This is a genomic window from uncultured Sphingomonas sp. (assembly GCF_964237335.1).
Lineage (GTDB): Bacteria > Pseudomonadota > Alphaproteobacteria > Sphingomonadales > Sphingomonadaceae > Sphingomonas.
Map to the genome: position 1 here is coordinate 26,552 of NZ_CAXSHM010000012.1, position 25,993 is coordinate 52,544.

Sequence of the window (25,993 nt, forward strand, 5' to 3'; positions counted from 1 at the left end):
TCACGTTTCCCACTGCTATGGCGCGGTTCGCGAAGCCCATCATGTCAGACCCGTCGCGACGCAAACGCGCCTCCGGCCCGCGTCATCAGACGGGAACACCCGTCTCCAGTGCCGCCGCGAGGAAACTTCCATAGCCGCCCTTGAAGAACAGGAGCGGTTGGTCGGCATGCTCGACGTCGAGCGCCTCGACCTGTCCGATCGCGATGAAATGGTCTCCGGCCTCGTGGACGGCGTAGATGCTGCACTCCACCCAGGCCACCGCCCCTTCGATGATCGGCAGCCCCGCCGGGGACGGGCGATGAGCTACGGCCTCGAACTTGTTGTCGGCCTTGGACGACAGGCTGCTGCACACGTGTCGCAGACGCTCGGACAGCACGTTCACGCAAAAACGACCCGTCGCCTCGACCTTGGGCCAGGTGGTCGACTTACGATCCGGCAGGAAAGCGACGAGCGGCGGATCGAGCGACACTGACGTGAACGATCCGACGATCATGCCGATCGGTCCCGCGTCGCCCACCGAGGTGACGGCGCAGACGCCCGTCGGATAATGGCCGAGGATCCGGCGAAAGGTCTGGCCGTCCAGCGTCGCACTCATTGTTGCCGCTCCGTTGGCACGATCCCGGACCGGACCATCAAGCCGATGCCGTCCGACTCTCGGCTCCGCCCGATCCTCGTTGACGAGGCCCGCCGATCCATTAGGCTCTCATCTAGTGACCTGTTGTGACGCCGGCTGGTGCCGCAGGCAAGCATATTTCGCCACCAACAGGAGTGATGCAGATGGAAGTGGTACGGTTCGCCGACGCGCCAGGGTATACGGTCGCCAACCATGACGAGGTGAGCGTCAGACGTCTGCAAGGCGGGGAGGCAAGCAGCGCCGCCTTCGTTCTCGTGGGGCATACGATCTTTCCGGCAGGCGCCGTCATCCCGATGGAGGCAGGCCCCACGGGCAAGATCTACGTCGTGGTCGAGGGCAGCCTTTCGGTCGAGCAGGCGGACGGGGTCCGCCACACGCTCTCGCGGATGGACAGCATTTTCGTGCCTGCGGGTGAGGCGCGGGCGGTGGTGAACGACAGTGGCGCACCCGCCGCGATCGTGGTTGTCACTCCCCGCCGACGGCTTGAACGACGGGATCGTGACGTTGGGTTGGTCACGCTGCTTGAATACGACACAGCCACCCGCCCGCCCCCGCAAGCGTGCCCGCCATGATCCCCCATGGAACGAAGAAGTGACAGTGAGTAGGGGCCGAGGCGGTCCGGATCGCGCGGTCTGCGCATTGTTGGCCGCTGGGATAACAATGGTCCGGCGACAGGACGGGCGCGGAGAGGACTTTCATGAAACCCTACGAGATCAGCCATGATCCGCGTGGCTTCGTTCGGGTGGTCCTTCGCGGTTACTGGTCGCTTGAGCTTCTCGACCGGTTCAACGACGAGATGGACCTACTCGTCGCGCACCACACTGGGGCCCGAAATGACGGTGGACATGACGGTGGACATGACGGTGGACCGCTGAAGCTCCTCGTGGATGGCCGCCAACAGGAGATCCAGCCCCGTGAAGTGATGGACGCGCTCCAGCGCCGCGCGCACCGCCGGGGGGCAGGAAGCGTCCGAGTGGCGGTCGTCGTCGCCACGATGCTCCGCAAGCTGCAGGCCGACCGCGTCAATCGCACCGCCGACCGAGCGATCTTCTTCGATGAGGCCGAGGCGCAAGCCTGGCTGCTCGCGGATCATCCGGCCTGATCATGGGGGCGCTGAGCGGGGGGCGCTGAGCGGGGGGCGCTGAGCGGGGGGCGCTGATCGTGCGGCGATCAGTCCCGCGACAGACGGACCATGTCGGCAACGATCGTGACGAGCTTCGGGCTTGCCAGGTCGATCGACCGGAGCGCTTCGTCCTGGTCGAATCGCGCGCGCTGCGCTTCGAAATACCGGTCAATCGCCCACCGCGCGGCGACGGGGTCGCTCGCCCGCAGTCCTTCGAGGATGGCGATGCGGTGCGGCTGGAACTCCATCGCCCTTGCCCGCCAGAACCGGATGCCGCGCCCGGTCAGCGACGTCACCTGCACTTCATTGAGCAGCGCCAGGAGAAAGGCCTCGAGCGATTGCAGGATCGGGCGGCGGGAGGCGGCCGACACCACCCGCTGGAACTCGATGACGCACCTGATCACCTCGTCGACATCCTTGAGGTCGCCCGGATTGTAGAACCGCGCGCTAGCCGCCTCTATCGCGGCGATGTCCTCGGCGGTCGCGTTCACCGCGGCCACCTCGATGGAGTGCCGGCCCAGGACCTGCCGCACGTCGAGGACCTCCATGATCCCGACACGCTGTAGCTGCAGCAACGTCTGGAGCGCGGACGCGAGAGCGTAATCGCCCTGGCTCCGGACGAAGGTTCCGTTGCCGTGGAACACCTCCACCAGGCCCAGCGTCTCGAGCGCGCGGATCGCCTCGCGCACGGTCGGCTGGCTCACCTGAAACCGGTCGGACAGCTCCTTCTCGCTCGGAAGGCGCCCGCCGTGCGGGAGCCGGCGGGTGACGATCTCCTGGCGCAGCGTCTCGATGATCTCGTCGACGACCTTGACCCGGCGGCGGCGCGACCTCTCCGGCTCGGGACCGGCCGACGGGCTCTGCAAAGCTCAAGTCCTTATGTCACGAGGTCGACAACTCCGTCGATCACGTTGGCCCGATTAGCAGATGGGCGCAAGGGTCTGGGCCTGAGCCCGCCCTGTGCGGCTATTCCGCGACCGGCGCTGCGGTCGTCGTTCGCAGACTGCCTACATCGTCACATGGTCAATTACCGGCGAGCGATCGGGTTCGAGGCCGTGCCGATCCGGTCGATCTCGATCTCGATGCGGTCGCCGTCGCGCATGAACACCGGCGGCTTGCGCGCATAGCCGACCCCGGAAGGCGTGCCCGTCGCGATGACGTCGCCGGGCTCGAGCGTCATGACCTCGGACATCAGGGTGATCAGCGTGGCGACGTCGAAGATCATGTCGGCGGTGTCGCTGTCCTGCATGACCTCGCCATTGAGCCGCGCCTGGATGCGCAGCCCGGATGCGCCGGCCGGAAGCTCGTCGGGCGTGACGAGCTCCGCGCTGAATGCGCCGGTACCGTCGAAGTTCTTGCCGGCCGTCCATTGCGACGTCTTGCGTTGGTAGTCCCGCAGCGTCCCGTCGTTGAAGCAGCAATAGCCGGCGACATAGTCGAGCGGGTCGGCGCGGACGTTGGTCGCCGTCCTGCCGATCACGACGCCAAGTTCGGCCTCATAGTCGAGCTTGTCCGAACACGCCGGCAGGATGATCGCACCGCCCGGCCCCACCAGCGACGTCGGCCCGCGCAGGAACACCGACGGATAGTCGGGGATCGCATTGCCACCCTCCTCGGCATGCGCGCGGTAATTGAGCCCGATGCAGATCACCTTTCCGGGCCGCGGCACGGGCGCGAGCAACGTGACGTCGGCGACCGCGATCTCGTCGCCGGCCGCATGGGCGCGGGGGTTCATCGCGAGATCGACGGCGGAGGTGGCGGTCGGATAGACCTGGATATGGTCGCCGGCGCGAACGCCATGCTGGATGCCATGGTCTGTCGAGAAGGTGATGATTCGCATGGTGGTTCCTGGCGGTCAGATTGCAGCGTCGGCGAACGCGGTCGCGGTGTCGGCGAACGCGGTGGTGTCGTTCCACCAGCGCTCGGGCGGCGCGATCCAGCCGCCGATCTTGAAGGCGGGGACCTCCCATTTCAGCGGCTCGTCCTCGATGTCGACGGTATGGTAGTGGCTCGGGAACAGCTCGACGCGATGGCCATCGGGATCGCGCAGGTAGAGGAAGCGGGCGAGGCCCGGGCTGAAGTGGCGCGCGGGACCGAACTCGATCTGGCCCTCGCGATCCTGCCCGACGAGCAGGTCGCACACGTGCATCAGATAGTGCGACTCCGGCACCTGGAGCGCGAAATGATGGAGCCTCGGCCCCTCGCTGTTCGCGAACACGATGTCGTGCGGGTTGCCCTTGCGCTGCAGGAAGATCATCTCGAGATTGTCGCCGGCGACGACATATTCGGACAGGCGGAAGCCGATCGCGTTGTAGAAATCCAGGCTCTCGCGGACTTTGCGCGTGACGATCTGGAAATGGTCGAGGCGCATCGCGCAGGCGCCGCGGTAGCGCGCCACGTCGGAGAAAAGGCGGGGCCGCGTCTCCATGGTCGCACAGAACTCCAGCGGCGTTCCCGCCGGATCGGTCGTCTGCAGCGTGCGGCCCTGATGGGGGACCTCCACCCACTCGGTCGGGAACCCAGCGGCCGCGAAATGCGCCTGGAGCAGGTCCAGATCCTCTTCCGTGAGCACCCGCATGCCGACCCGCTCCGCCGCCGGCTCGCCCTTCTTGAGGACGACGCTGTGGTGACACGCCTCCTCCAGGCCGCGCAGCCAGAGCGTTTGCGAATCTTCGTCGCTCACGACCAGGCCCAACGTGTCGCAATAGAAGGCGCGGCTCGCCTCCAGGTCGCTGACCCGGGACACCACGTGACTGGCGCGGGTGACGTTGAACGCCGGCTTGTAGACGGGTGTCGGCAACTGCATCGTCGATCTCCGGTTGCCGCGGCCGTCACTGGGGATCGGCGGCGAAATTGTCCTCATGCTGATTACGCAAATCGGTCTTCTGCGCCTTAGCCATCCATCTCTACGTAGCCGCCTCTGGCAAACAGCCGACTGGATCGGGTGCCTGGAAGGTGACCTTGGCCGCCATCAATTGGTCGATGTCGGCTTCCGCGATGTTCAACTCGCGCAGGATCTCGTGGGTATGCTGGCCCAATACCGGCGGCGCGCGCCGGACCCATGCATTCGTCGAGTGCGGCTTTGCCAGCGGGATGGCGACTTGGCGGAGTTTCCCCAAGGTCGGGTGGTCAACGGTTTCCACCAGGCCGAGATGCCGCACCTGATCATTGTCGAGCGCCTCCGCAACCGAGTTGATCGGGCCTGCCGGTATGCCGACGGCGACCAGCTGCTCGGACCAGTACGACTTTGTGTTGGTTGCCAGCGCGCCGTCGATGAGATCGCGCAGGACGTCACGATTTTTCATGCGCAGGGCGTTGTTCAGAAACCGGTCGTCGGTACGCAGCTCGGGCTGCCCGATCACGTCGCATAGCCGAAGCCACATGTCCTGCGTTGCGGCGCCGATATTGAGGTCGCCGTCCTGCGCTCGAAAAGCACCATAGGGCGCGATCACCGGATGCACGTTGCCGGTGGGCTCGGCGACCTGGCCCAGGCTGAGGTAGCGCTGTCCCTGGACGCTGAGCAGGCCGACCAAGCTGGCCAGCAACGACGTCTCGACCACTTGGCCACGGCCGGACGCCTGCCGCTCGATCCAGGCGCCGAGGATGCCGATCGCCAGCCACATGCCCGACGTCATGTCGCCAATGGCGACGCCGACGCGGGTCGGCCCCGTCTCCGGCGTCCCGGTAAAGCTCATGAACCCCGAATAGCCTTGCGCGATCTGGTCGAAGCCAGGCTGATCGCCCAAGGGGCCGCCGCTTCCGAAGCCGCTGATGCTGGCGACGATGAGGGCGGGGTTGGCGGCGCGCAGGGCATCGGGATCCAATCCCATCGCGGCCATGGTACCGGGCTTGAAATTCTCGACCAGCACGTCCGATTGCGAGGCCATCTTGCTGAGCAGATCACGCCCTTCGGGCGATCTGAAATCGAGCGCCATGCCACGCTTGTTGCGATTGGCGGACAAATAATAGGCACTTTCATCTTCCTGGAACGGTCCCCAGGTCCGGATCATGTCACCCCCGGGAAGCGCCTCGACCTTGATGACATCGGCGCCCAGGTCGCCGAGGATCATCGAGCAGAACGGACCCGAAAGCGCGCGGCTGAGATCGAGCACGCGCATTCCAGACAGAGGCAAGCGGTCGATCATGAAATCTCCTCGGCCAGCAGGCAGGTGCAGAAGGTGGGGGTCCCCATGAACACGCTCGCCGACGGCAGGTCTTGGATCACGGCGGCGGGCGACTTGTGGACCTGCACCAGCGCTCGCTCCCCGCGCTCTACTCCGGTCCGCTGAAGCCAGACGACCGCGCGCGCCGAGGCGGCCGCCTCGAACAGCGCGAAGACGTTGCCATTGGCCGGCTGGGTGGACTGGCTCATGCTGGGCGGCTCCGGTCAGAACTGGATCGTCAGGCGGCTCGCCTGGATCGGCGCCACGAGATCGCGCACGAGCGCCTTGTGCCGCGGGTCCGCCTGGTAGGCGTCCCATCCGGCGCGATCCGCAAAGGTCGCCACCAGCGCGTAGTCGCCATTGCCGTGGCGAAAACGCAGGTCGGCGCCATGCCGGATCGTGCCGAGATCGGTCAGGTCGGATGCCAGCCGGTCGAGCCCATCCCGCAACCGCGCGACGTCCTCAGGCGCGGCACCCTCGCGCCAGGAGAAGATCACGACGTGCGTTACCATTGCGTCCCCTCCCCTCGCCTCGGCCAGAGCGTTATTCAAACTGAGAGGTATCTCACCATCACAGATGGGTCAACAATTGCCGCCGCGCGACCGCTTGGCTAATCGGCGGCGATGGCGAGAAGAACGACCGCCCCGAAGGCTGACGGAAAGCGGGCGCGGACGCGGGCGCGGCTGACGGCGGCGGCGCTGAAGCTCATGTCCGAGCGCGGCATCAACGCGACGTCGGTCAGCGAGATCGCGGCAACGGCGGAACTCGCGAACGGGACCTTTTATCTCTACTTCCGCGACAAGGCGGAGATCGTCGCGGCGGTCTGCCGCGCGGTCACGCTCGCCATGAACGACGAGATGAGCAGCGCGCGGCTGTCGCTGCAGGACGGGGCCGCGCGCGTGGCCTTCGGGACCCAGCAGTTCATCGAGATCGCCGCCGCAGAGCCGATCTGGGGCCGGCTGCTGGTGGCTGCCTTCACCGAGTTCGAAGCGATCAAGGAGGAGATCGCGCGCTACATGCGCCTCGATGTCGCGCTCGGCATAGAGCAGGGACGATTCGACGAGCCGTTCGACGAGTTCGTCATCGATGCGCACCTCGCGATCCTGCGCGCCGGTGTCAGCGCGCGGCTGGCCGGCGGCGGACCAGACGTCTCCGCCCGCGCCGCCGAATATCAGCTTCGCATCCTGGGCATGAGCGCGGCGGACAGCCGGACGCTGCGGATCGCGACCGAACCGGAGGCCGACGCGGCCTGACGGACACCGGACCGATCATCCGGCGCGCGCGAACCGGGGTGCCCGCTTGCCCAGGAACGCGTCCACGCCCTCGCGGAAGTCCTCGCCTTGCGTGGCCGCGACGAAGCTGGCGAGGCTTTCCTCGTCTTCGGGGGGAGCCAGACCGGCGCCGACCGTCGACAGCATCTCCTTGCTCCGCCGCACGGTGTACGTCGACCCGCGCAGCACGTGCTGCAGGAACACGCCTAGTTCCTCCTCGAAGCGGTCGGCAGCCAACACCTCGTCGATCAGGCCGATCCGCTCCGCCCGGGCGGCATCGATCGCCTGCGCCGAGTAGATCAGGCGCTTCGCATGCCCCGCGCCGACGGCCGCGACCAGGCGATGCAGGTCGCTGCGCAGATAGAGCGCGCCGAGCTTGGCGGGTGTGATGGCGAAGCTCGCATCGTCGGCCGCGAACCGGAGGTCACCCGCCAGCGCCAACGCGACCGAGGCGCCGTAGCAGGAGCCCTGGATGGCCATGATGACGGGCTTCGACGCGGTCTCGATCGCCTGCATCGCCGTCGCCATGGCAAAGCCGAACGCCAACGCACCTTCGGGATCGCCGCACAAGCCGGCGAACTCGTCGAGATCGTTTCCTGCCCCGAACGTCCCGGCCGCTCCCCGCACCAGGATGACGCGTGTCCGCGGATCGGCGTCCGCGGCGACGACGGCGGCGCGGAGGGCATGCCAGGTCGCGATCGCCAACGCGTTGCGACGGCTTGGACGATCGATAACGATTGTGGCGACGCCGTCGGCTTCGCCGCAGACGACGTCTGGAAGGTCGGTCCCCGTCGTCATGCGCAGCGACGCCTCACACCGATCGTGCCGGCACGATCGGCAACTGCACCCAGCTCAAGCGGTCCGGGCCCGTATAGATCGTGTTGCGCGCGCCGTCGTGATAGCTCGGGTCGCACTGGTGACGCGCGCCATGCGCGTAGCCGTCGAACGGCTGCACATCGAGGCGGATGCGATGCCCCTTCCGGATCATCGCCGCGGTCGGGATGATCTCCACCTCGACCGGCACGACCTCGTCCGCCGCAAGCGGCGCATAGTCGGCCTGCAGATGCGTGTGCTTGACGGTGTAGTCGGTCGAGCGGACGGGGTCGATCTTGCGGTGCGACACCTTGAGCCAACCCTTCGCCAACGGATATTGTCTGGTGGGAAATCCCAACGTGGCCGGGCCGACGTAATCGACCTCGCGATCATGCTCGTCCAGGATGCGCAGCGACAGGAACAGGTCCATGTCGCGGCTGGTCGATGACACCCATAGTCGGGCTTTGCTGTACCCGGCAAGCACCATGTCTTGCGGCATCGGATCGCTGATGAACGAGATGCCGGTCCGCCAGTGGAGCGCGGTCGCTCCCGCTTCGACGGGGAGCAGCGCCGCCGGAGGACCGGTGCGGATCTCCGCCGCGACTTCGGCGGGATAGTCGACCTGTCGCGCCGCGCCGGGTTCGTCCGGCGATAGCCGGTAGAAGTCGTCACGCCATGGGTCACCGCTCCAGTCGGAGGGCGACGCATCGAGGTACCATCTGGTGTAGCGCGTCCGCGCGACGGGCCATTCGTTCTCCTCCTGGAGGTAATATGACCCATTGCCCGCACGGATCTCGAGCCGCACCGGCGGACTGCTCATGATTCCGTTGTCGATGCCCTTGAGCCAATGATCGAAGAAGGCGCGATGCTCCGCAACCGATTGGGCCGAATAGGATTTGGTGAACCAATCTTCCCAGAAGTCGATCTTCTTGTTCGTGGTATTGGTCGTCAGATAGGCTTCGCTGCTGCCGAGCTGGTGGAGATGCGACGGATGGGCCGTCACCGCGACGGTCCACAGCGGCAGGTCGACGCCGCTCATGTCAGGGCTCATGAAGACCTCCGATGTCGGGCCGAAGACCGCGGCGGGATTGGAGTCCTTGAACGGCGCGTTCCGCACGATCGACATGAAGTCCACCGCGTCGGGTTCCCCGCACACCGCCCGTGCCGCGCCCGCCTTGAACCAGAAGGGAAAGAACTCCTCGTTGAGGATGCCGCCCGTGTAGACGACCTCCTCGTACATATCGACGTCGGTGCCGATCGCGATCAGCGCCTTGAGATGCGCGGGCTTCAGGCTGGCGGCCTGATGCTGGGTCATCGCCAGATAGGACAGGCCCCAGAGGCCGACGTTGCCGTTGCACCAGGACTGCACGCCGGCCCAGTCGATAGCGTCGCGATACGCCTCGGCGGTCGAATGGCCCCAGACCGCGAGCTTGCCCGGGTTCTTGCCCGTTCCCGGCCCGTCGACGCGGACGACCACATAGTCGTGGGGCACCCAGTCCGCCGTGTTGACGCTTTCGTGATTCTCGAAGATCAAGCCTTCGGGATTGCCCTGGAAATAGCGTTCCTCTTCCTCCTCATGCCGTTCGAAATCGGCATCGTTGCAGACGGTATGGTGGTGGAACGCCCGGCCGTAGACGCCGCAGCTCATGACCACGGGGAACTGGCCGTTTCGGTCGGGCCGGAACACGTCCGCATAGACGTAGGAGCCGTTCTGCAGCGGGACCTTGACGTCCCGGAAACGGCGGATGCCCAGGATGTTGCGGCGGACTTCGTTGCGGGCCGTCGCGGCGGAGCACAGCCGCCGCGGCTTATTGCCCGTGAACGCTCCGTCCTGGTCGAGATCCGCCAGGACCTTCAGGATGAGCGGATCCCGCTCGAAATCCCCGACGTGATCCGCGTAGACACCGGCGAACGAGACGTCCCTCCGGAAGTTGATCGGCCGCGAGCCGACGATGGCGTGGACCTCGGGCGCGATCTCGATGCCGCCGTCCAGATCACCGTCGCGATCCAGGCTGCACAGGAAGCGGGCGACGTTGGTCAGACCAGGATCGAGCAGCTTCTGGATGTTGCCGTCCACGCGGCTGACGAGCTGGGCCATGTTGACCCGCTCCGCGCCCATCGTGTGGCCGACCGGCACGTCACCGACGAGAAAGGCGATCCTCTCCCCTGCCCTGTAGCTGAACTGTCCTTTGTCATCGGTGACGCCGGAACAGCTTGGCGTCTGATATCTGAGGCCGACGACGGGTCCTGCGAATACACCTTTGAGGAGCATGGGTTCTTCCTTGTGATCCGGTTGTCAGCGACGCCGCGACGGGGGCGCACCAGGCGCCGCTGCGGCGAAAGCGCTGGGCGGTGGCGGCGGAGCCTCTCGCGGCCGATACGCCGTCCGCCAGTCGCACAGGCCGCGGTAATGGAGCGCGGCCGAGGCCGGCTTCGGATCGCTCGATCGCTCTCGCATCCACTCTCCCCACCGTCGTGCGCGGCCACGACCTTCTAGGTGCGTCGTACGCGGCCACGACCGGCTAGGTGACCAGGTGACTGCCGTCAAGGCTTGGGTCATGGCGGCTGAGGCCAGACAAGAAAAACGGTCGTCCCACAGCCTGACCTTCAACCGCCGCGACAGCTGACTTGCGCGGGCACAACGCCGGTGATACGCGCTCATTAAGAGACCAGGTGTCTTTCGCGAACATCGGGTTCAAGAAAAGCGAGAGGTGGCCGTGGACCGCAAGATGTCGGACATCAAGGCACTGGGCCTCGTCTAGCGCTTCGGTCTCATGGACCTGCGCGGCGCCCGCCCGCTCGGAACTTTCAAGAGGAACAAGCATGCTCGACATCGAACCAGTGCTCGCACCCGCCTATCCGCTGGATCAGGACAGCGACCAGGGGCATTTCAGCGCCTTCGACCCGGGCACGCGCACGCTTCCCGCCGGCTTCCAGGTGGAAGAGAAGTTCATGCCGCTGCCTGTCGAGATCATCCTCGACAAGGACGTGGCGATCACCTTGCGTGACGGCGTGACGATCTATGCGGACGTGTTCCGCCCGGTCGGCGTCGACAAGGCGCCCGTGATCGTCGGCTGGAGCCCCTACGGCAAGAGCCGGGGCAATGCGCCGCTGTACGTCCGCATCTTCCAGATGCTGGGCATGGACACGCGCACGGTGTCGGGATTGATGCGGTTCGAGGGCCCCGATCCGGCGTTCTGGTGCGCCCACGGCTATGCGGTCTGCAACCCGGACCCGCGTGGCTCCTTCCGTTCCGAAGGCGACCTCCGCGTGTGGAGCCGCCAGGAAGGCGAGGATTGCCACGATGTGATCGAGTGGCTCGCCGGGCAGGACTGGTGCAGCGGCAAGGTCGCGACGTCGGGCAACTCCTATCTGGCGATCGCGCAATGGTTCGCCGCCGCCGAGCAACCCCCTCACCTCGCCGCGATCGCGCCATGGGAGGGCATGAGCGACATCTACCGTGACCTCGTGATGCGCGGTGGCATTCCCGACTTCCCGTTCCCCAAGACGCTGGAGCGGAGCTTCGTCGGCCAGAACCAGCGTGAAGACCTGGTCGCGGAGGCCGAACGTCACCCGCTGATGGACGAGTTCTGGCAGACCAAGACCCCGGCGTTCGAGAAGATCACCGTGCCGGCCTATGTCGTGGCGAGCTATTCGAACTCGATCCACACACCCGGAACGTTCCGCGGCTGGCGCAGGATCGCCTCGGCGGACAAATGGCTGCGCATCCACAACACGATGGAATGGCCGGACTATTACGAGGAGGAGCACCTCAGCGACCTGCTCCGCTTCTTCGACTTCTACCTCAAGGGCATCGACAACGGCTGGCGCGAGACGCCGCGGGTCCGCTACGCAGTGCTCGACCTCGAAGGCGGGGATCGCGTCAACGAGACGGCATCCCACTTCCCGCCGGCCGACGTCACGCTGGAGAAATACTATCTCGACGCGGGTCCCGGATCGCTGGGAACGCAGGCGCCGACCGCCGCAGCGTCGGCGACCTATGACGGCGCATCGGCAGACGGGTCCGCGAGTTTCACGATCCGCTTCGATGAGGGGGCGGAGTTCGTCGGCTATCCCAAGCTCCGGCTCTTCGTCGAGGCGAACGGCGGCGACGATCTGGACGTCTTCGCCCTGCTCCAGAAGCTGAACGCGGATGGCGAGGCGCTCGAACAGTTCAACGTTCCCAACAAGGGTCCGCAGATGGACGCGGTGACGCGGAACGGCGCGGCGATCCTCAAGTACAAGGGCGTGAACGGCCGGCTGCGGGCATCGATGCGGGCGCTGGACGAGGCGGAGTCGACCGACGCGATCCCGGTCCACCGGTTCGCCAAGGTCGAGAAGCTCGCGCCCGGAGAGGTCGCCTGCCTGGACATCGACCTGTTCCCCATGGGCCTCGCGCTGCATCCCGGCGAACAGCTGCGGCTGATCCTGAGCGGGCAGCATCTACTCGGCGGCGTCATGCCGGGGACCGACAACGTGCCCAATGCGAACACGGCCCGGCACGTCATCCATACCGGCGGGCAGTACGCCTCCTACCTTCAGCTTCCCATGAAGCCGAAGGCAGCGTAACGCGCCTGCGGGTTGCCGCCTGCCTTGCCGCGCAGAGCTACGCGCGGGTCGCCGAGGACGGTCGGATAACGCATTTCACGGGTTTCTTGTGCTGGCAGCGGCCGTCCTTCCTCAGCTTAGCGCGCGCTTCTGGTGATCCTGCGACGTCGATCACTGCCGGGCGCGAAACGTCCCGCACCGATGGCGCCGCTTCCCGTCCGGTCAGATGCTGCGGCTTTCCAGCCCGTGAAACGCAAAGGCCTCGATCGCTCCCGCCAGCCGCGGCACGGTCAGGCTCCTGACTTCCGGCGCCCATTTCGCCAGCCAGATCAACGTGCCCAGCATCAGTTGCACCACCAGTTCGGGCTCGGATTGCACGACGCTGCCGTCAACCATGCCCTCCTCGATGAAGCCCCGCAGTCCGTTCTTCAGCCGCTCCGCCCAGCCGGCGATCCGCTCGCGCTGGGCTTCTTCGAGGTAAGAATAATCGCCGAGGTACAGTTGCTGGCCGTTGATCTGCGAGTCCTCCAGGAACATCAGGAGGAACCGTCGCAGCTTGTCGATGCCGCTGCCGCCTGCCTCGTCCGCCTGCGCCAGCAAGCGCTCGAAGCGCGCGAGCGAGGCCACATGGCAGTCGTAGACAAGCGCCTGCTTGTTCGGAAAATAGTAGTAAAGCGTCGCGTCCCGCAGATCGAGGCTCGCCGCGATCTCGGTCATCGTCGCCAGCGCGAAGCTCTTGGCGTTGATGATCTCGATCGCCGCCCGCATGATCGCGAGCCGCTTGTCCGCCGACTTGCGGCCGCGGGCGCGCGGCTTGGGATCGGGCGCCGCTCGCACGGCGGATGCGCGGTCCGGCACTGTCATTCGCGTTCCTCTCGAGCCTCTCTGACCACGGGCCTGCGACCGACAATAACGACAGCTTCCAACAATTCTAGGTTGAGTTCGGTTTTCTTGCGTGCGATGAGCACTGCACGCGAAGCGACGGACCACTCGGCGCGCGCACAAGGAGAGTTCATGATGGGCAAGACCGGTTTGGTGAGCGTTTCGTTGCTGGCGCTGGCCGTCAGCACGTCGGTGTCGGCGCAGACCGCGCCGCCGACGACGACTGCACCCAGCTCGCAGTCGATCAACGATCGCGACAGCAGCGCCGTCGCCAACCCCACGCCCGCGAAGGCGGCCGCGGATGCGCAGCAGACCACCGACGACATCATCGTCACCGCCAACAAGCGCGAGCAGACGCTCCAGGACGTGCCTCTGTCCGTTGCGGTGACCAGCGAGCAGACGATCCAGCGCGCGCAGATCCGCGACCTCGTCGACCTCCAGTCGGTCGTCCCGTCGCTCAAGGTCACCCAGGGCAACACGGTCGGCGCCACCAACTTCTACATCCGCGGTTTCGGCAACGGCGCGGGCAACGTCGGCATCGAGGGGTCGGTCGGCGTCTTCATCGACGGCGTGTACCGGTCGCGCAGCGCAGCCTCGCTCAACGACCTGCCGGAGATCGAGCGGGTCGAGGTTCTGCGGGGGCCGCAGTCCACGCTGTTCGGCAAGAACGTGTCGGCGGGCGCGATCAACATCGTCACCAAGCTGCCGCAGTTCGATCCCGGTGGCCGGCTGGACCTGACCGTCGGCAATTACGGCCAGCTCATCGCCAAGGCGACCGCGACCGGTCCGCTGTCCGACACGCTGGCGATCCGGCTGTCGGGCAACGTCGACGAGCGCGACGGCTTCCTGAAGAACGTCGTGACCGGCCAGAAGGACAACGACCGCAACCGCGTATCCGGCCGCGTCGACGTCCTGTGGAAGCCGATCGACCGGCTCTCCGTCCGCATCATCGCCGACATCAACGAGATCGACGAGAAGTGCTGCGGCGCCGTATCGCTGCTCAACGGTCCCGCGACGCAGTTCATCGCCGCACCTGCGCCGTTCGGCCTCGGCGCCACCGTCGCCGATCCGGCGAACAAGTTCAACCGCAACGTCGCGACCAACGTCGACCCGACCAATCACATCGTCGGCAAGGGCATCTCCGGCCAGATCGACTACGACCTGTCGTTCGCCAGGTTCACGTCGATCACCGCCTATCGCGATCAGCGCGACGACGAGACGGGCGACGTCGACTTCACGGGCGCCGACCTGTCGAGCCGCGTCGACAACACGCATACCAAGACCTTCACGCAGGAGGTGCGCCTGACCTCCACCGGCAAGGGCTTCTTCACCTGGCTGATCGGCGGGTTCTACGATCACGAGAATCTCAACTACAACAGCACCATCAACTTCGGCAGCCAGATCCGCGCCTTTGCCGACGGCTTGAGCGGGCCGGACACGGCACTCGTGCAGGCGCTCTCCAAGGCACTTCCGGCCCCGGCAATCGCCGCGCTCACGGGTCGCTCCAACATCTATGCGCTGGAGTTTTTGCAGAGCCTGGTCACGCCGTCGATCCGTCCCGGCGCGACCTATTTCCAGCCCGGCCAGGCGGTGTATGCGCCCTACACGCAATCGCAGGACTCCTTCTCCTTCTTCGGTCAGGGTGACATCCATCCCATCCGGCACCTGACGATCACGGGCGGCCTTGCCTATCTGAACGATCGCAAGGCATCGACCGCCAACGTCCAGCTGACCGATCCGTTCTCGGCGCTCAACCTTCAGAACATACCCCAGTTCACCGCGCTGGGTCTGCCGGCGAACCTGTACGGCGCGCTTGCCCCACTCCAGTTCTTCTATGGCGATGCACCCACGCATGGCCCGGTCAACTATCCCAACGCCAACGAGTCGGGCATCCTCAAGGGCAGCAAGGTGACCTATCTCGCCCGCGCGAACTATGAGGCCGGGCCGGTCAATCTGTACGTCAGCTATTCCACGGGCTGGAAGGCCGGTGCGTTCAACCTGTCGACCGATGCGCGCGCGCCCGACGCCAATGGGGTCGGTCGTTCCGTCAATCCCGAGAACGTGACGCTGTACGAGGCCGGTGCGAAGTCGGCGTTCCGCGGCGGCTACCTGAACGTTGCGGTCTTCAAGCAGACGATCAAGGGCTTCCAGGACAATGCGTATGTCGGCACCGGCTATGCGCTGGTGAACGCAGGCCAGGAGACGGTGAAGGGCGTGGAGGTCGATGCGGCCTATCGACCGATCGCCTGGCTGTCGCTGACCGGCGGCGCCACGTATCTTGACCCGCGCTACGACTCGTTCGTGGGCGCACCGTGCGTGACGTTCGACCCGCGCTGCGCGGTTAATCCTGCGACCGGCGTCGCCCCCTTGTTCCGAGACCTCTCCGGAACGCGGCCCGCGCTGATCCCGAAGTGGACCGTATCGGCATCCGCAACGATCAACCACAATTTCGGCGAGAGCGTCGGCGCGTTCCTGCGCGGCGAATATGATTACCAGAGCAATACGCAGCTGACCGAAGTCGTCCCGGCAAACATCTCGACCTATGGGGTCAGGAACGTCAACGCGAGCCTCGGCTTTTCGCTGATCCCGCAGAAGGTGGAACTGCTGTTCTTCGTGCGCAACCTGACCAAGAACAATCAGATCAACTTCGCCTTCCCGACCGTGGCGCAGACGGGGAGCTATTCCGGCTTCCTGAACGATCCGCGGACCTATGGCGTGACGTTCACCAAGCGGTTCTGACGCGACGCGCCCCGATCAAGGAGCTTTCAATGTCCACCGACTCCACCCCGACCCTCGACGTCGTGGCGTTGCGCGAACGCTATCGCGCGGAGCGCGACAAGCGTCTCGCGACCGATGCGACCGAACGCCGGTATCGCGATCCGGAAACGGGGTTCGGTCATCTTCTGGATGACCCCTACGGCACCGCGCCGACGCGCGAGCCGATCGTGGAGGACAGCGACGTATTCGTCGTGGGCGGCGGTTTTGGTGGGTTGCTGACCGCCGCCCGGTTGCGCGAGGCGGGGGTCGACCGTTTCAGGATCGCCGAGTCAGGAAGTGACTTTGGCGGCACCTGGTATTGGAACCGCTATCCGGGCGCGGCGTGCGACATCGAGTCCTATATCTACTTTCCGCTCCTGGAAGAGACCGGTTACATGCCGGTGGAGCGTTACTCCAAGGCGGAGGAGATCCGCCAGCACGCCGTCCGCATCGCCGAGACCTATGACCTCTATCCCAGGGCATTGTTCTCCACGCAGGTCACGTCACTCGATTGGGACGGCGCGGCGGCGCGCTGGACCGTGCGGACCGACAAGGGCGATGTCGTTCGTGCGCGCTTCGTGGTGCTGACCACCGGGCCGTTGAATCGTCCCAAGCTGCCCGACATCCCGGGTATCGACACGTTCGCCGGGCACAGCTTCCACACCAGCCGCTGGGATTACGGCTACACCGGCGGCAGCGCGACCGAGCCGATGGCGAAACTGGCCGACAAGCGCGTCGGGATCATCGGGACCGGCGCGACGGCCGTCCAGTGCGTGCCCCCGCTGGCCCGCGATGCGGCGCATCTGACCGTGTTCCAGCGGACGCCGTCGGGCGTCGACGCGCGCGACAACAGCCGTACCGACCCGGCCTGGTGGGCGAGCCTGCCGCCCGGCTGGCAGAAGGAGCGGATGGAGAACTTCTCCGCGCAGTTCACGCAGGCGTTGCCCCCCACCGATCTGGTGCACGACGGCTGGACCGTGCTTGCCCGCGCGATGCGTCAGAAGGTCGTCGAGCACGGGCCTGGCGCCGATTATGCCGCGCTCCACGATCTTGCCGATTTCGAGAAGATGCAGATGACGCGCGACAGGGTCGATGCGATCGTCACCGACCCTGCGACCGCCGAGGCGCTGAAGCCGTGGTACAGCGTCTATTGCAAGCGCCCCTGCTTTTCCGACCTCTACCTGCAGGCGTTCAACGAGCCCAACGTCACGCTGGTGCAGACCGGCCGCGCCGGCGTTCAGCAGATCACGCCCGAAGGCGCGATCGTGGACGGCACGCTGTACCCGCTCGACTGTCTGATCTTCGCGACCGGGTTCGACACCGATTCGAGCTATGCGAAGCGGTCGGGCGGGATGACCATCACCGGCGTCGGCGGCCTCTCGCTCAATCGAAAATGGGAAAAGGGGACATCGACGCTGCACGGTCTCCACACCCGCAGTTTCCCCAACGCCTTCGTGATCAGTCAGGTGCAGGCCGGCATGTCGCCCAACTTCCCCCACATGATCAGCGAGCAGGCCGCGCACATCGCTCACATCGTCGAGCAATGCCTTGCCAAGGGCATCGGGGCGGTCGAGCCGACCGAGGCGGCGGAGAAGGACTGGGTGAGCGCGATCGTCGCAGGGATGGCCGCACGGGGCAAGATCCTGGCGGAATGCACGCCGGGCTTCTACAACAATGAGGGTCGTGCGTCGGCGGCCGGGGCGACCGTCGGCACGTTTGCCGCCGGGCCGCTGGCCTTCGCCGATCTGCTGCGGCAGTGGCGCCAGGAGGGCGACTTCGCCGGCATGGAGCTCGATGGCGCGCATGCCCGCGCGACCGCGGAGGCGGTGTCGTGAGCGGCGCCGAGGGCCGCAAGTCGATCTTCATCACCGGTGCGGCATCGGGGATCGGCCGCGAGACCGCGCTGCTGTTCGCAGGCCGCGGCTGGTTCGTCGGTGCGCACGACGTCAACGCGGCCGGCCTCGCCGCGCTGGAGAAGGAGATCGGCGCGGCCAACGGCGTGTTCGCCACGCTCGACGTGACCGACGTCGACGCGTTCGGGAAGGTCATGGCCGAGTTCGGCGCCGCGACCGGCGGCACGCTCGACCTGATGTTCGGCAACGCCGGCATCGGCATGGGCGGCCTGATCGACGAGCAGCCGTGGGAGCAGGCGCTGCAGATCATCAACGTCAACCTGATCGGCGTCCTGATCGGCGTGCGTGCCGCCATCCCGCTCCTGCGCGCCACGCCCGGCTCGCTCAACCTCATCACGTCGTCGTCGTCGGCGATCTTCGGCACGGCCGGGATCGGCGTCTATTCCGCGACCAAGCACGCGGTGCGCGGGCTGACCGAAGCGCTGTCGATCGAGCTCAAGCGCTTCGGCGTGCGCGCAGCCGATCTGCTACCGGGACTGATCGACACGCCGCTCCTGTCCGACCGGATGCGCGCGATGGCGCCGGCGGAGGGCGAGTGGCGGCTGGTCAAACCGCTGGAGGTCGCCGAGACGGTTTGGAAGGCTTATTCCGCCGACGTGCTCCACTGGTACGTGCCCGAGGAACTCCGCGCCTTCCACGCGCGCGTGGTGAACGAGCCGGAGGCGGTCCGGGAGGAGCGCACGGCGCTGATGGCGATGATGGCCGAATAACGTCGCGGTCGCGATCCGGACACAAGCAAGGAACTGCCACGATGTCGATTTTGGAAGCCGCCCCCGTCCAGCCGATCGCGTCCGCCGACGACGACGAGATCGCCCGGCTGCACGCCGCCTTCGCGGCCCAGCGCGCGGCGTTCGCGGCCGACCGCGACCCGAGCCTCGCCAAGCGGCACGAGCGGCTCGGCGCGCTGATCGGGATGATGCTGGCGAACCGCGAGCGGATCGCCGCCGCGATGGCGGCGGACTTCGGCGCGCATCCGGCACCTGCCTCCGACCTGATCGAGACGCTCGGCGTGGTCGGGCGCGCGCAATATGTGATGGAGCATCTCGAGGCGTGGATGCGCCCCGATCCGCGCGACATGGACGCCGCGCTGTTCGGCACCGCGACCGCGCACGTCCAATATCAGCCCAAGGGCGTGATCGGCAACATCGTCCCCTGGAACTTCCCGTTCGACCTTTCCGTCGGCCCGATGGTCGAGATGCTGGCGGCGGGCAACCGGGGGATCGTCAAGCCGTCGGAGTACACGCCCGCCTGCGCCGACCTGCTCGCCGAGATGATCGCCGCCACCTTCGATCCCGACCTGGTGACGGTGGCGGTGGGCGGGCTCGACCTCGCGCGCGCCTTCTCGTCGGTCGCCTGGGACCATCTGCTGTACACCGGCAGCCCGAACGTCGGCCGGCAGGTGATGCAGGCGGCCGCCGCCAATCTGACGCCGGTGACGCTGGAACTGGGCGGCAAATGCCCGGCGATCCTGACTCCGGGCTCGGTGACCACGGCCAATGTGGAGTCGGTGATCGGCACCAAGATCATCAAGAATGGCCAGATGTGCGTGTCGGTCGACTATGCGCTTGTGCCGCGCGCCGAGCTGGAGACGTTCGTCGACGAGGCCAAGGCGTTCATGGCGAGGGCCGCGCCCGACTATTCGCATGGCGACGAATGCACCGGCATGATCTCGACCCGTCATCTCGACCGCGTCGAGACCATGCTGCACGAGGCGCGCGACCGGCAGAGCCGCATCGTGACGCTGCAGGACGATGACGAGGTCGATCGCACGACCCGGCGGATGCCGATCTCGCTGGTGGTCGACCCCGCCTCCGATCTGCGCCTGATGCAGGAGGAGATTTTCGGGCCGATCCTGCCGGTCGTCCCCTATGACGATCTCGACGCCGCGATCGGCCGCATCAACGCGGGCGAGCGTCCGCTCGGCCTCTACGTCTTCGGCGACGATCCGGCCGTGACCAACGGGGTGCTCGTCGCGACGACCTCGGGCGGCGCGGCGGTGAACGCCTGCGCGGTGCAGAGCGCCTTGCCCTCGATGGGGTTCGGCGGCTCGGGCATGAGCGGCATGGGTCGCCACCACGGCATCGAGGGCTTCCGCGAGTTCTCCAACCAGCGCGGCGTAGTGGTGCGCGGCCAGGGCGACCACATCGACGCCTTCTACGCGCCCTATGCAAAGGCGGCGGGGCTGGTACAGGCAGTACTCGGCGGCGCTGCAGCGGAGAGCGGGAGTGAGCACTGAACCGTTCCAGATCACGATCGAACCCAACAAGCGGCTCATGCGGATCACGATGCAGGGCCATTGGACCGTCGAGACGGTCGAAGCCTATCGGCACGCGGTGATCGAGGCGGGAACGAAGATGGCGACGTTGGGCTGCCCTGTCGACGAGATCCTCGCGCTGGTCGACGCCCGCGCCGGCGGCCCGCAATCGCAAGAAGTCGTGGCGGCCTGGCGCGACCGGATCGAGGCGCACGGGCTCGCCGCGCCGCGCCGCCTCGCCAGCCTGGTGTCGAGCGCACTGCTCAAGCGTCAGATGGAACGCATCGCCGTCCCTAACCAGCGGCTGTTCACCGAAGAGACAGAAGCGCTGGCCTGGCTCCTCTCGCCGGCCGACGCGGCGTGACCGAACAGCCGATCGCGCCGTTCGAGTCGCCGGTCGCCGCGCGGCTGGGCGGTGCCGCCTGGGCCTGGGCCGCGTTTCAGGGTGGGCGCGATCCCTACATCATCCTCGTCACCATCTACATCTTCGTTCCCTATCTCGCGACCAGCGTCATCGGCGATCCGGTCCACGGGCAGGCGGCGGTGGCGGGCGGCGCCAAATATGCCGGCTGGATCGTCGCGCTCACGGCACCGCTGCTGGGCGCCGCGGTGGACCGGATGGGTGCGCGCAAGCCGTGGCTCGCAGGCGTGGTGGCGCTCATGCTGCCGTTGCTGATCGCCTTGTGGTGGGCCAAGCCCGCCGGAGCGGGATTGGGCATCGGCACGATCATCGCCATCCTCGCCGCGCTGTCCGTGCTGTTCGCCTATACCGAGACGCTGCACAACGCACTGCTGGTGCCGGCGGCGGGCATGGCGAGGGCGGGATCGGCGTCGGGCCTGGGGCTGGCGTTCGGGAACTTCATGTCGGTCGCCGCGCTCGTCTTCGTGCTGTGGGCGTTCGCGCTGCCCGCCAAGGGCGGAGGGGGGCTGGTGCCGACCGCGCCGCTGTTCGGGCTCGACGTGGCCGCGCACGAGCAGGATCGGATCGTGCCGGTCATCGCCGCCGTCATGCTTGCACTCGGTACGCTGCCGCTGCTTTTCCGCGTGCCGGACGTGGCCGCGACCGGGATCGGCTTCGCGCGGGCGCTGCGCCTCGCGGTGACAGACCTGAAGACGCTGGTGATGGAAGCCCGCGGGTATCGCGATGCGCTCACCTATCTTGCCGCGCTGATGCTGTTCACCGACGGGCTGACCGGCATCCTGCTGTTCAGCGGCGTCTATGCGGCGGGCACGATGGGCTGGCACACGCTGGAACTGCTCGTGTACGGCATGGTGTTGTGCGTGTTCGCGGTAGCGGGCGGGCTGCTCGCCGGCTGGCTGGACGGTCGGGTCGGGCCCAAGCGCGCGCTTCAGATCGAGATAACGGGCGTGATCGTCTCGTTCCTGCTCCTGCTCGGCAACACGCCGTCGCTGCTGCTGTACCGGTCCTATGATCCGGCAGCGCATCCGCCGATCTGGAGCGGCCCGATCTTCCGCACCGCGCCCGAGCTTGCACTGATCGGCTGCGCGATGCTGGCGGCGGTGACGGTGACGGCCGCCTATTCCTCCCGCCGCACGATGCTGACGCGCGTCGCGCCGGCCGACAAGATCGGCGTCTTCTTCGGCCTGTTCGTGATCGCGGGCACCGCGACCATGTGGCTCGGGCCGCTGCTCGTCCAGGTGACGACCGCGACGACCGGATCGCAGCGCGCGGGACTGTTGCCGATCGTTGGGCTGCTGGTCGCCGGGCTGATCGTCCTCGGACTCGTCAAGGGCGGCGGCCGGATCGCGGACCCGGCCGGTGCCGCTCCGGGTCATCGACCGTAATCCTGGAAGCAGTCCCGGCTGCCGGTGACTATTGAGCCTGGTTGAGCGAACCCGCCGCCTTGACCAGTGGGGCGAGCGCGGCGCGCAGGCGGTCGGCCGTCCGGCGCAGCTCCGCGGCTTCCATCGCCGCACCGCCGGCGACGGCACCTGCGGTGGCGACGGCGTGGCGTGAACCGTCGTACAGGTGCCGGTCGAACTCGGGATCGCTGCGCTGCTCGACCGAGTGCAACGTGTCGTCGGGACGGACATGGTCGCGCGGGTCGGTGAGCGCGGCGAGCGGCCCGACCTTCGTATCGAGGACGATGCCCGCGAGCGACGCGATCTGCTGCGCGATCAGGTCCTGAGCCGCGGGATTGGCGAGCAGGCGGGCCGCGTCCGCCGCCGTCGGGCGAGTCGGAGCCGCCTGTTGTGCGACGGCAGGGGACGCGCAGGCGATCAGCGCGACGGCAAGAGACAGGTTCTTCATTCGCGATCATCCTTCGACGAAGCGGGTCGGAGCGCCATACCAATTTCAATCCGTCGCTTCCAGCACCTCACTTCGCGCCCTACGGCATGATAACAGCGACCGGACTGCCTCTGGAACCGAACACTTTGTGCTGAACGGCGGCTGCAATGCTCGTTACGCAAAAGTTCAGAGCTTCGCCGTCATTTCAGCCGCTCTTCTCGGGCAATCCCGACAAGAACGTGATGGTATAGAACGGAGGATGTCATGAAACTTCTTGCAATCGCCCTCGCCGCAACCAGCCTGATGACGGCCGGTGCAGCGACCGCCCAGGCCGGCCCGTACAACCCGGGTGCGTTCTGGCGTGGAGCGCCCGACAGCCCGTATCAGCGCATCCAGTTCCTGCAGGACCGGGTGAACCAAGGCATGTCGAACGGCAGCCTGGATCGCCGCGAGGCGGGCCGCGTCAACCACGAGCTGAACGGCGTGCGCCAATGGATCCACCACATGCATTGGGAAGACGAAGGCCGTCTGACCCCAGGCCAGCTCGGCCAGGTGCAGGGCCGTCTCGACGGCATCAGCCGCCAGATCCGCTGGATGCGCCACTCCGGCTGGTGAGGCGGCGATGACCTCCCGCCGGTCGTCCGGCGGGAGATCACGAACACGGGTTCGGCAGTCGTTCAGCAAGGATCGACCATCTCGAGGCGCAGTCCATCATGGGGCAGACGATCATGACACACGGCACGACGGCTCGGCTGACGCTGGGCGTGGGCCTCGCGGCTCTGGCACTGGCCGGCTGCAACAAGGGGACGCCGACCGCGCCGCAACAGGTGGCGAGCGGCACCGGTCAGCCCGTCACCGCGCCGCCGATCGCGGCCCTGCCGCTCGCCACGGCCGCGCCCTCGGCTCCCGCCGTCGCCGCGCCGCCGGCAATGGCCTTGCCCAGCGCGACCCGCGCGATCCGCCTGACGCCCGGCCGCCGCGCCGACCGATACCGCTACGCCGAGCGGGCCTGTGCCATGGGCCAGGCGTTCGGCGAGAGCCCGCCCGACTATACCGTCGACTATCAGGGGACACGGCCCTGGATCTGGCGGGCGGACAACGGCGGCTACCGCGTCGTCGAGCGTCTGCCCGAGGGGCAACGCGTCTATTATTACGACGCCGGCGCCACCCAGCCCTTCTATGTCAGCGATCCGGACGGCGGCTACGCCTATGACGGTGACGAGCTGGCGGGCATCTACTCGCCCGACGGTGTCCCGCTCGACGACGTCTATGCCGCGCAGCGGGCCGATGCGGCGGCGCGCTATCTCGATCGCGCCCGCGCGCTCTTCCGGGCGGCACAATACGACCAGCGGCAGGCGGCCTATGCCGCCGACTGGCGGGAGCGACGTGTCGCCGTGATCCAGCAGCAACAGGCATGGAACGCCGCCCGCGCCCGCGACGCGGACTGGCAGGCGTGGCACGACGCGCATCAGGACGACGACCGCCGATACTGGCAGGCGGAACAGGGCCGACGCACCGCCTATGCGGCAGCGATCGGCGCCGGCCTCGGCTTCGCGGCGGGAGCGGTCCTGGCGCAGCGGCAGGGCGCGGATGCCAGGCCATCGCCCGGCCCGGAACGTGTCCCGCAGCTTGGTGGGATGACACCGAACCAGGGCTTGCAAGGGCCGGGAGGCGCTTTTCCGCCGCCCGCGGCGGGTCGCGTCGCGTCCGCCCAGCCCCAACCCTATGCGCGGCCGGTCGCGCCCGCACCCACCCCTGCTGCGCCCCCGCCCGTCCGGGTGCGGCAAGCAGGGTTCGCAGCAGCGCCGAACCGATATGTCGAAAATCAGCCGCCAGCCCGAGCCGCCATGCCCGCGGCCGCGGTGCTTGCCGCGCAGCACCGCCCCGTGGTCGGCGGCGCCCGGATGCAGCAGCAGCTTGCCGCCCCGGCCGCCGCGCAGGCGCAGGCGCGAGACGTCCAGGCACGGGCCGCGCAGACGGAAGCGGCCCGCTTTGCCGCGCAGCGCAACGTTCAGGCCGCTCGCGCGCAGCATGCGCGGTTCGTCCAGGCTGCCCATGAGGAAGCCGCGGCGGGCGCCGAGGCGAGGCGCGAGCATGCGGCGCTGGGGCACGAACAGCATGTCGTCGTCGCCAGAGGAGAGCAGGCGGAGCCGCCCGCGAGGGACATACCACATCACGGCGGCGGAGCTCATCCTCCGGCGGAACGTCAGGCACCACCGCCGCATGCCGCCCCACCGCCCCGCGCGGCGCCGCCACCCCGCGCAGCGCCGCCGCCAGCACCGCATCCTCACCCCGCGCCTCAACACCCGCACCCCGACCCGGGCCGGCGCTGAGCGCGCCCGCCATATCCGGTTACAGAGTGAGCACGATCTTCCCGCCGCCGCCCTTCTCCAACAGCGCGTGGGCGGCGCCGGCGTCGCGCAGCGGCATGCGCCGGCTGATCGGCAGAACGAACGTGCCGTCGCGGATGTCGTCGGCGAACTCGCGGAGCTTGGACGCGTCGGGCCGCGCAAAGACGCGGCTGACCTCGACAGACGCCGCTCTCGCGGCACCTTCGGGTAGCACCGAGGCGTAACCGAACCGGCCGCCGGCCCGGACCTTGCCGAGGAGCCTCGCCGCGACCTCGCCGCCGACCGTGTCCGCCACGCCGTCGACCGCCTCCAGCCTCGCCAGGGCGTCCTCGTCATCGAGCGCGACGGCGGCGTAGGCGCCCAGGCGCCGCGCGTCGTCCAGTTGCCGGGCTCGGACGCCCACGATGACCGTCGCGCCGAGTTTCTTCGCGCTGTGCACGGCCGCGCGGCCCACGCTGCCGAGCGCACCGCTGACGAAGATGGTCTGGCCCGCCGCCGCCTGCGTCGCGACCCGGACGAGCTGGTCCCCGGTCAACGAGACGAGCGGGATGGCCGCGGCGTCGATCGGGTCGACCCCGTCGGGAAGGTGGGCGACCAAGGCCGCCGGCACCGCCACGACCTGAGCATAGGTCGCGTCGGCCAGGGCGATCACGCGGTCGCCGGGCCTGAAGCTTCGGACCTCGCTCCCGACCGCCGTCACGACGCCGCTCACGTCCCGGCCCAGGATCGCCGGCATCGTCAGCGGGAAGTCCTTCTGCCGGGCGCCGGAGCGGACCTTCCAGTCGATCGGGTTCACGCTCGTCGCGACCGCCGCGATCAGCACGGCGTCGGGACGGATCGCGGGCTCCGGCACGTCATCCTCGTACCGCAGGACGTCGGGCCCGCCGTAGTGATAGATCCGAACCGCTCTCATCGCCTGTTCCTCCGGACGTCGCTCGTCCTGCGATATACGCACAGGCCGGCGTCGTGGCGCTATCGAAGCCTCTTTCCCATGTTCCGACCCGGACCGTAGCCGATCTTGCCCGCGCCGAGC

The 25,993-nt window shown here is 67.5% G+C and carries 24 protein-coding genes; 11 read left to right on the forward strand and 13 right to left on the reverse strand.

From position 1 onward, the window contains the following. Positions 1 to 85: 85 nt before the first annotated feature. Entirely contained in the window at positions 86 to 595 is a 510-nt protein-coding gene (locus ACFE65_RS08010; RefSeq protein WP_375381831.1) for a flavin reductase family protein, read from the reverse strand. 176 nt (positions 596 to 771) lie between these two features. Here ACFE65_RS08010 and ACFE65_RS08015 point away from each other — a divergent pair, with 176 nt between their 5' ends. Next, positions 772 to 1,206 carry a cupin domain-containing protein gene (locus tag ACFE65_RS08015; RefSeq protein WP_375381832.1) on the forward strand — a complete coding sequence of 145 codons (435 nt, stop codon included), beginning with the start codon at positions 772 to 774 and terminating at the stop codon, positions 1,204 to 1,206. Positions 1,207 to 1,436: 230 nt separating this feature from the next. On the opposite strand, the gene ACFE65_RS08020 is transcribed toward ACFE65_RS08015, so the two are convergent. The 7 genes from ACFE65_RS08020 to ACFE65_RS08050 form a co-directional block, all read right to left on the reverse strand. Next, complete coding sequence (locus ACFE65_RS08020) at positions 1,437 to 1,727, reverse strand: hypothetical protein (protein WP_375381833.1); 291 nt, start codon at positions 1,725 to 1,727, stop codon at positions 1,437 to 1,439. Between the two features lie 77 nt (positions 1,728 to 1,804). Continuing rightward, positions 1,805 to 2,623: a FadR/GntR family transcriptional regulator gene (locus ACFE65_RS08025; protein ID WP_375381834.1), complete on the reverse strand. Its 819-nt coding sequence runs from the start codon at positions 2,621 to 2,623 to the stop codon at positions 1,805 to 1,807. 161 nt (positions 2,624 to 2,784) lie between these two features. Continuing rightward, a complete protein-coding gene (locus tag ACFE65_RS08030) occupies positions 2,785 to 3,597 on the reverse strand; it encodes a fumarylacetoacetate hydrolase family protein (RefSeq protein ID WP_375381835.1) in 813 nt (270 codons plus the stop codon). A 15-nt stretch (positions 3,598 to 3,612) separates the two neighbouring features. After that, positions 3,613 to 4,563 (reverse strand): VOC family protein, encoded by a 951-nt coding sequence (locus tag ACFE65_RS08035; protein ID WP_375381836.1) that lies wholly within the window; start codon positions 4,561 to 4,563, stop codon positions 3,613 to 3,615. A 100-nt stretch (positions 4,564 to 4,663) separates the two neighbouring features. Next, complete coding sequence (locus ACFE65_RS08040; RefSeq protein WP_375381837.1) at positions 4,664 to 5,902, reverse strand: CaiB/BaiF CoA transferase family protein; 1,239 nt, start codon at positions 5,900 to 5,902, stop codon at positions 4,664 to 4,666. Then, entirely contained in the window at positions 5,899 to 6,129 is a 231-nt protein-coding gene (locus ACFE65_RS08045; protein ID WP_375381838.1) for a hypothetical protein, read from the reverse strand. Before ACFE65_RS08045 ends, ACFE65_RS08040 begins: the two co-directional genes overlap by 4 nt. A gap of 15 nt (positions 6,130 to 6,144) precedes the next feature. Next, on the reverse strand, positions 6,145 to 6,432 hold the full coding sequence (locus tag ACFE65_RS08050) for a Dabb family protein (RefSeq protein ID WP_375381839.1): 288 nt from the start codon (positions 6,430 to 6,432) through the stop codon (positions 6,145 to 6,147). 111 nt (positions 6,433 to 6,543) lie between these two features. Here ACFE65_RS08050 and ACFE65_RS08055 point away from each other — a divergent pair, with 111 nt between their 5' ends. Next, positions 6,544 to 7,173, forward strand: a complete 630-nt coding sequence (locus tag ACFE65_RS08055; RefSeq protein WP_375381840.1) for a TetR/AcrR family transcriptional regulator — start codon at positions 6,544 to 6,546, stop codon at positions 7,171 to 7,173. A gap of 15 nt (positions 7,174 to 7,188) precedes the next feature. Here the strand turns inward: ACFE65_RS08055 and ACFE65_RS08060 are convergent, their stop codons facing one another. Then, the gene (locus ACFE65_RS08060) at positions 7,189 to 7,989 is read right to left on the reverse strand and encodes an enoyl-CoA hydratase/isomerase family protein (RefSeq protein WP_375381841.1); all 801 of its coding nucleotides are present in this window, start codon (positions 7,987 to 7,989) and stop codon (positions 7,189 to 7,191) included. Between the two features lie 13 nt (positions 7,990 to 8,002). After that, positions 8,003 to 10,276: a CocE/NonD family hydrolase gene (locus ACFE65_RS08065; RefSeq protein WP_375381842.1), complete on the reverse strand. Its 2,274-nt coding sequence runs from the start codon at positions 10,274 to 10,276 to the stop codon at positions 8,003 to 8,005. A gap of 551 nt (positions 10,277 to 10,827) precedes the next feature. Here ACFE65_RS08065 and ACFE65_RS08070 point away from each other — a divergent pair. Beyond that, complete coding sequence (locus tag ACFE65_RS08070) at positions 10,828 to 12,573, forward strand: CocE/NonD family hydrolase (protein ID WP_375381843.1); 1,746 nt, start codon at positions 10,828 to 10,830, stop codon at positions 12,571 to 12,573. 201 nt (positions 12,574 to 12,774) lie between these two features. On the opposite strand, the gene ACFE65_RS08075 is transcribed toward ACFE65_RS08070, so the two are convergent. Continuing rightward, positions 12,775 to 13,416, reverse strand: coding sequence for a TetR/AcrR family transcriptional regulator (locus tag ACFE65_RS08075; protein WP_375381844.1), 642 nt, complete (start codon positions 13,414 to 13,416; stop codon positions 12,775 to 12,777). Positions 13,417 to 13,566: 150 nt separating this feature from the next. Here ACFE65_RS08075 and ACFE65_RS08080 point away from each other — a divergent pair, with 150 nt between their 5' ends. Genes ACFE65_RS08080 through ACFE65_RS08105 form a run of 6 tightly spaced genes read left to right on the forward strand, consistent with a single transcriptional unit; the run spans position 13,567 to position 22,164 of the window. Next, entirely contained in the window at positions 13,567 to 16,173 is a 2,607-nt protein-coding gene (locus ACFE65_RS08080) for a TonB-dependent receptor (RefSeq protein ID WP_375381845.1), read from the forward strand. Positions 16,174 to 16,202: 29 nt separating this feature from the next. Beyond that, positions 16,203 to 18,026, forward strand: coding sequence for a flavin-containing monooxygenase (locus ACFE65_RS08085; protein ID WP_375381846.1), 1,824 nt, complete (start codon positions 16,203 to 16,205; stop codon positions 18,024 to 18,026). Further along, on the forward strand, positions 18,023 to 18,814 hold the full coding sequence (locus ACFE65_RS08090; RefSeq protein ID WP_375381847.1) for an SDR family oxidoreductase: 792 nt from the start codon (positions 18,023 to 18,025) through the stop codon (positions 18,812 to 18,814). The genes ACFE65_RS08085 and ACFE65_RS08090 overlap by 4 nt, the downstream gene beginning before the upstream one ends. 41 nt (positions 18,815 to 18,855) lie before the next feature. Beyond that, positions 18,856 to 20,340: an aldehyde dehydrogenase family protein gene (locus tag ACFE65_RS08095; RefSeq protein WP_375381848.1), complete on the forward strand. Its 1,485-nt coding sequence runs from the start codon at positions 18,856 to 18,858 to the stop codon at positions 20,338 to 20,340. Then, positions 20,330 to 20,722 carry a hypothetical protein gene (locus ACFE65_RS08100; protein WP_375381849.1) on the forward strand — a complete coding sequence of 131 codons (393 nt, stop codon included), beginning with the start codon at positions 20,330 to 20,332 and terminating at the stop codon, positions 20,720 to 20,722. The genes ACFE65_RS08095 and ACFE65_RS08100 overlap by 11 nt, the downstream gene beginning before the upstream one ends. Continuing rightward, on the forward strand, positions 20,719 to 22,164 hold the full coding sequence (locus tag ACFE65_RS08105; protein ID WP_375381850.1) for an MFS transporter: 1,446 nt from the start codon (positions 20,719 to 20,721) through the stop codon (positions 22,162 to 22,164). The genes ACFE65_RS08100 and ACFE65_RS08105 overlap by 4 nt, the downstream gene beginning before the upstream one ends. Before the next feature lie 28 nt (positions 22,165 to 22,192). Here the strand turns inward: ACFE65_RS08105 and ACFE65_RS08110 are convergent, their stop codons facing one another. After that, positions 22,193 to 22,630 carry a hypothetical protein gene (locus ACFE65_RS08110; RefSeq protein ID WP_375381851.1) on the reverse strand — a complete coding sequence of 146 codons (438 nt, stop codon included), beginning with the start codon at positions 22,628 to 22,630 and terminating at the stop codon, positions 22,193 to 22,195. Positions 22,631 to 22,873: 243 nt separating this feature from the next. Between ACFE65_RS08110 and ACFE65_RS08115 the strand changes: the two genes are divergently transcribed. After that, entirely contained in the window at positions 22,874 to 23,224 is a 351-nt protein-coding gene (locus ACFE65_RS08115) for a hypothetical protein (protein WP_375381852.1), read from the forward strand. A 98-nt stretch (positions 23,225 to 23,322) separates the two neighbouring features. Then, positions 23,323 to 24,942 (forward strand): hypothetical protein, encoded by a 1,620-nt coding sequence (locus ACFE65_RS08120; protein ID WP_375381853.1) that lies wholly within the window; start codon positions 23,323 to 23,325, stop codon positions 24,940 to 24,942. A 19-nt stretch (positions 24,943 to 24,961) separates the two neighbouring features. Here ACFE65_RS08120 and ACFE65_RS08125 read toward each other — a convergent pair whose 3' ends face one another. Continuing rightward, the gene (locus ACFE65_RS08125) at positions 24,962 to 25,873 is read right to left on the reverse strand and encodes an NADP-dependent oxidoreductase (protein ID WP_375381854.1); all 912 of its coding nucleotides are present in this window, start codon (positions 25,871 to 25,873) and stop codon (positions 24,962 to 24,964) included. Between the last annotated feature and the right edge of the window lie 120 nt (positions 25,874 to 25,993).

Excerpts from the sequence above, each read along its gene's own strand:
- ACFE65_RS08010 (WP_375381831.1), bottom strand. The coding sequence starts at position 595 with ATGAGTGCGACGCTGGACGGCCAGACCTTTCGCCGGATCCTCGGCCAT.
- ACFE65_RS08015 (WP_375381832.1), top strand. The coding sequence starts at position 772 with ATGCAGATGGAAGTGGTACGGTTCGCCGACGCGCCAGGGTATACGGTC.
- ACFE65_RS08020 (WP_375381833.1), bottom strand. The coding sequence starts at position 1,727 with ATGATCCGCGAGCAGCCAGGCTTGCGCCTCGGCCTCATCGAAGAAGAT.
- ACFE65_RS08030 (WP_375381835.1), bottom strand. The coding sequence starts at position 3,597 with ATGCGAATCATCACCTTCTCGACAGACCATGGCATCCAGCATGGCGTT.
- ACFE65_RS08035 (WP_375381836.1), bottom strand. The coding sequence starts at position 4,563 with ATGCAGTTGCCGACACCCGTCTACAAGCCGGCGTTCAACGTCACCCGC.
- ACFE65_RS08040 (WP_375381837.1), bottom strand. The coding sequence starts at position 5,902 with ATGATCGACCGCTTGCCTCTGTCTGGAATGCGCGTGCTCGATCTCAGC.
- ACFE65_RS08045 (WP_375381838.1), bottom strand. The coding sequence starts at position 6,129 with ATGAGCCAGTCCACCCAGCCGGCCAATGGCAACGTCTTCGCGCTGTTC.
- ACFE65_RS08050 (WP_375381839.1), bottom strand. The coding sequence starts at position 6,432 with ATGGTAACGCACGTCGTGATCTTCTCCTGGCGCGAGGGTGCCGCGCCT.
- ACFE65_RS08055 (WP_375381840.1), top strand. The coding sequence starts at position 6,544 with ATGGCGAGAAGAACGACCGCCCCGAAGGCTGACGGAAAGCGGGCGCGG.
- ACFE65_RS08060 (WP_375381841.1), bottom strand. The coding sequence starts at position 7,989 with ATGACGACGGGGACCGACCTTCCAGACGTCGTCTGCGGCGAAGCCGAC.
- ACFE65_RS08065 (WP_375381842.1), bottom strand. The coding sequence starts at position 10,276 with ATGCTCCTCAAAGGTGTATTCGCAGGACCCGTCGTCGGCCTCAGATAT.
- ACFE65_RS08070 (WP_375381843.1), top strand. The coding sequence starts at position 10,828 with ATGCTCGACATCGAACCAGTGCTCGCACCCGCCTATCCGCTGGATCAG.
- ACFE65_RS08075 (WP_375381844.1), bottom strand. The coding sequence starts at position 13,416 with ATGACAGTGCCGGACCGCGCATCCGCCGTGCGAGCGGCGCCCGATCCC.
- ACFE65_RS08080 (WP_375381845.1), top strand. The coding sequence starts at position 13,567 with ATGATGGGCAAGACCGGTTTGGTGAGCGTTTCGTTGCTGGCGCTGGCC.
- ACFE65_RS08085 (WP_375381846.1), top strand. The coding sequence starts at position 16,203 with ATGTCCACCGACTCCACCCCGACCCTCGACGTCGTGGCGTTGCGCGAA.
- ACFE65_RS08095 (WP_375381848.1), top strand. The coding sequence starts at position 18,856 with ATGTCGATTTTGGAAGCCGCCCCCGTCCAGCCGATCGCGTCCGCCGAC.
- ACFE65_RS08110 (WP_375381851.1), bottom strand. The coding sequence starts at position 22,630 with ATGAAGAACCTGTCTCTTGCCGTCGCGCTGATCGCCTGCGCGTCCCCT.
- ACFE65_RS08115 (WP_375381852.1), top strand. The coding sequence starts at position 22,874 with ATGAAACTTCTTGCAATCGCCCTCGCCGCAACCAGCCTGATGACGGCC.
- ACFE65_RS08120 (WP_375381853.1), top strand. The coding sequence starts at position 23,323 with ATGGGGCAGACGATCATGACACACGGCACGACGGCTCGGCTGACGCTG.
- ACFE65_RS08125 (WP_375381854.1), bottom strand. The coding sequence starts at position 25,873 with ATGAGAGCGGTTCGGATCTATCACTACGGCGGGCCCGACGTCCTGCGG.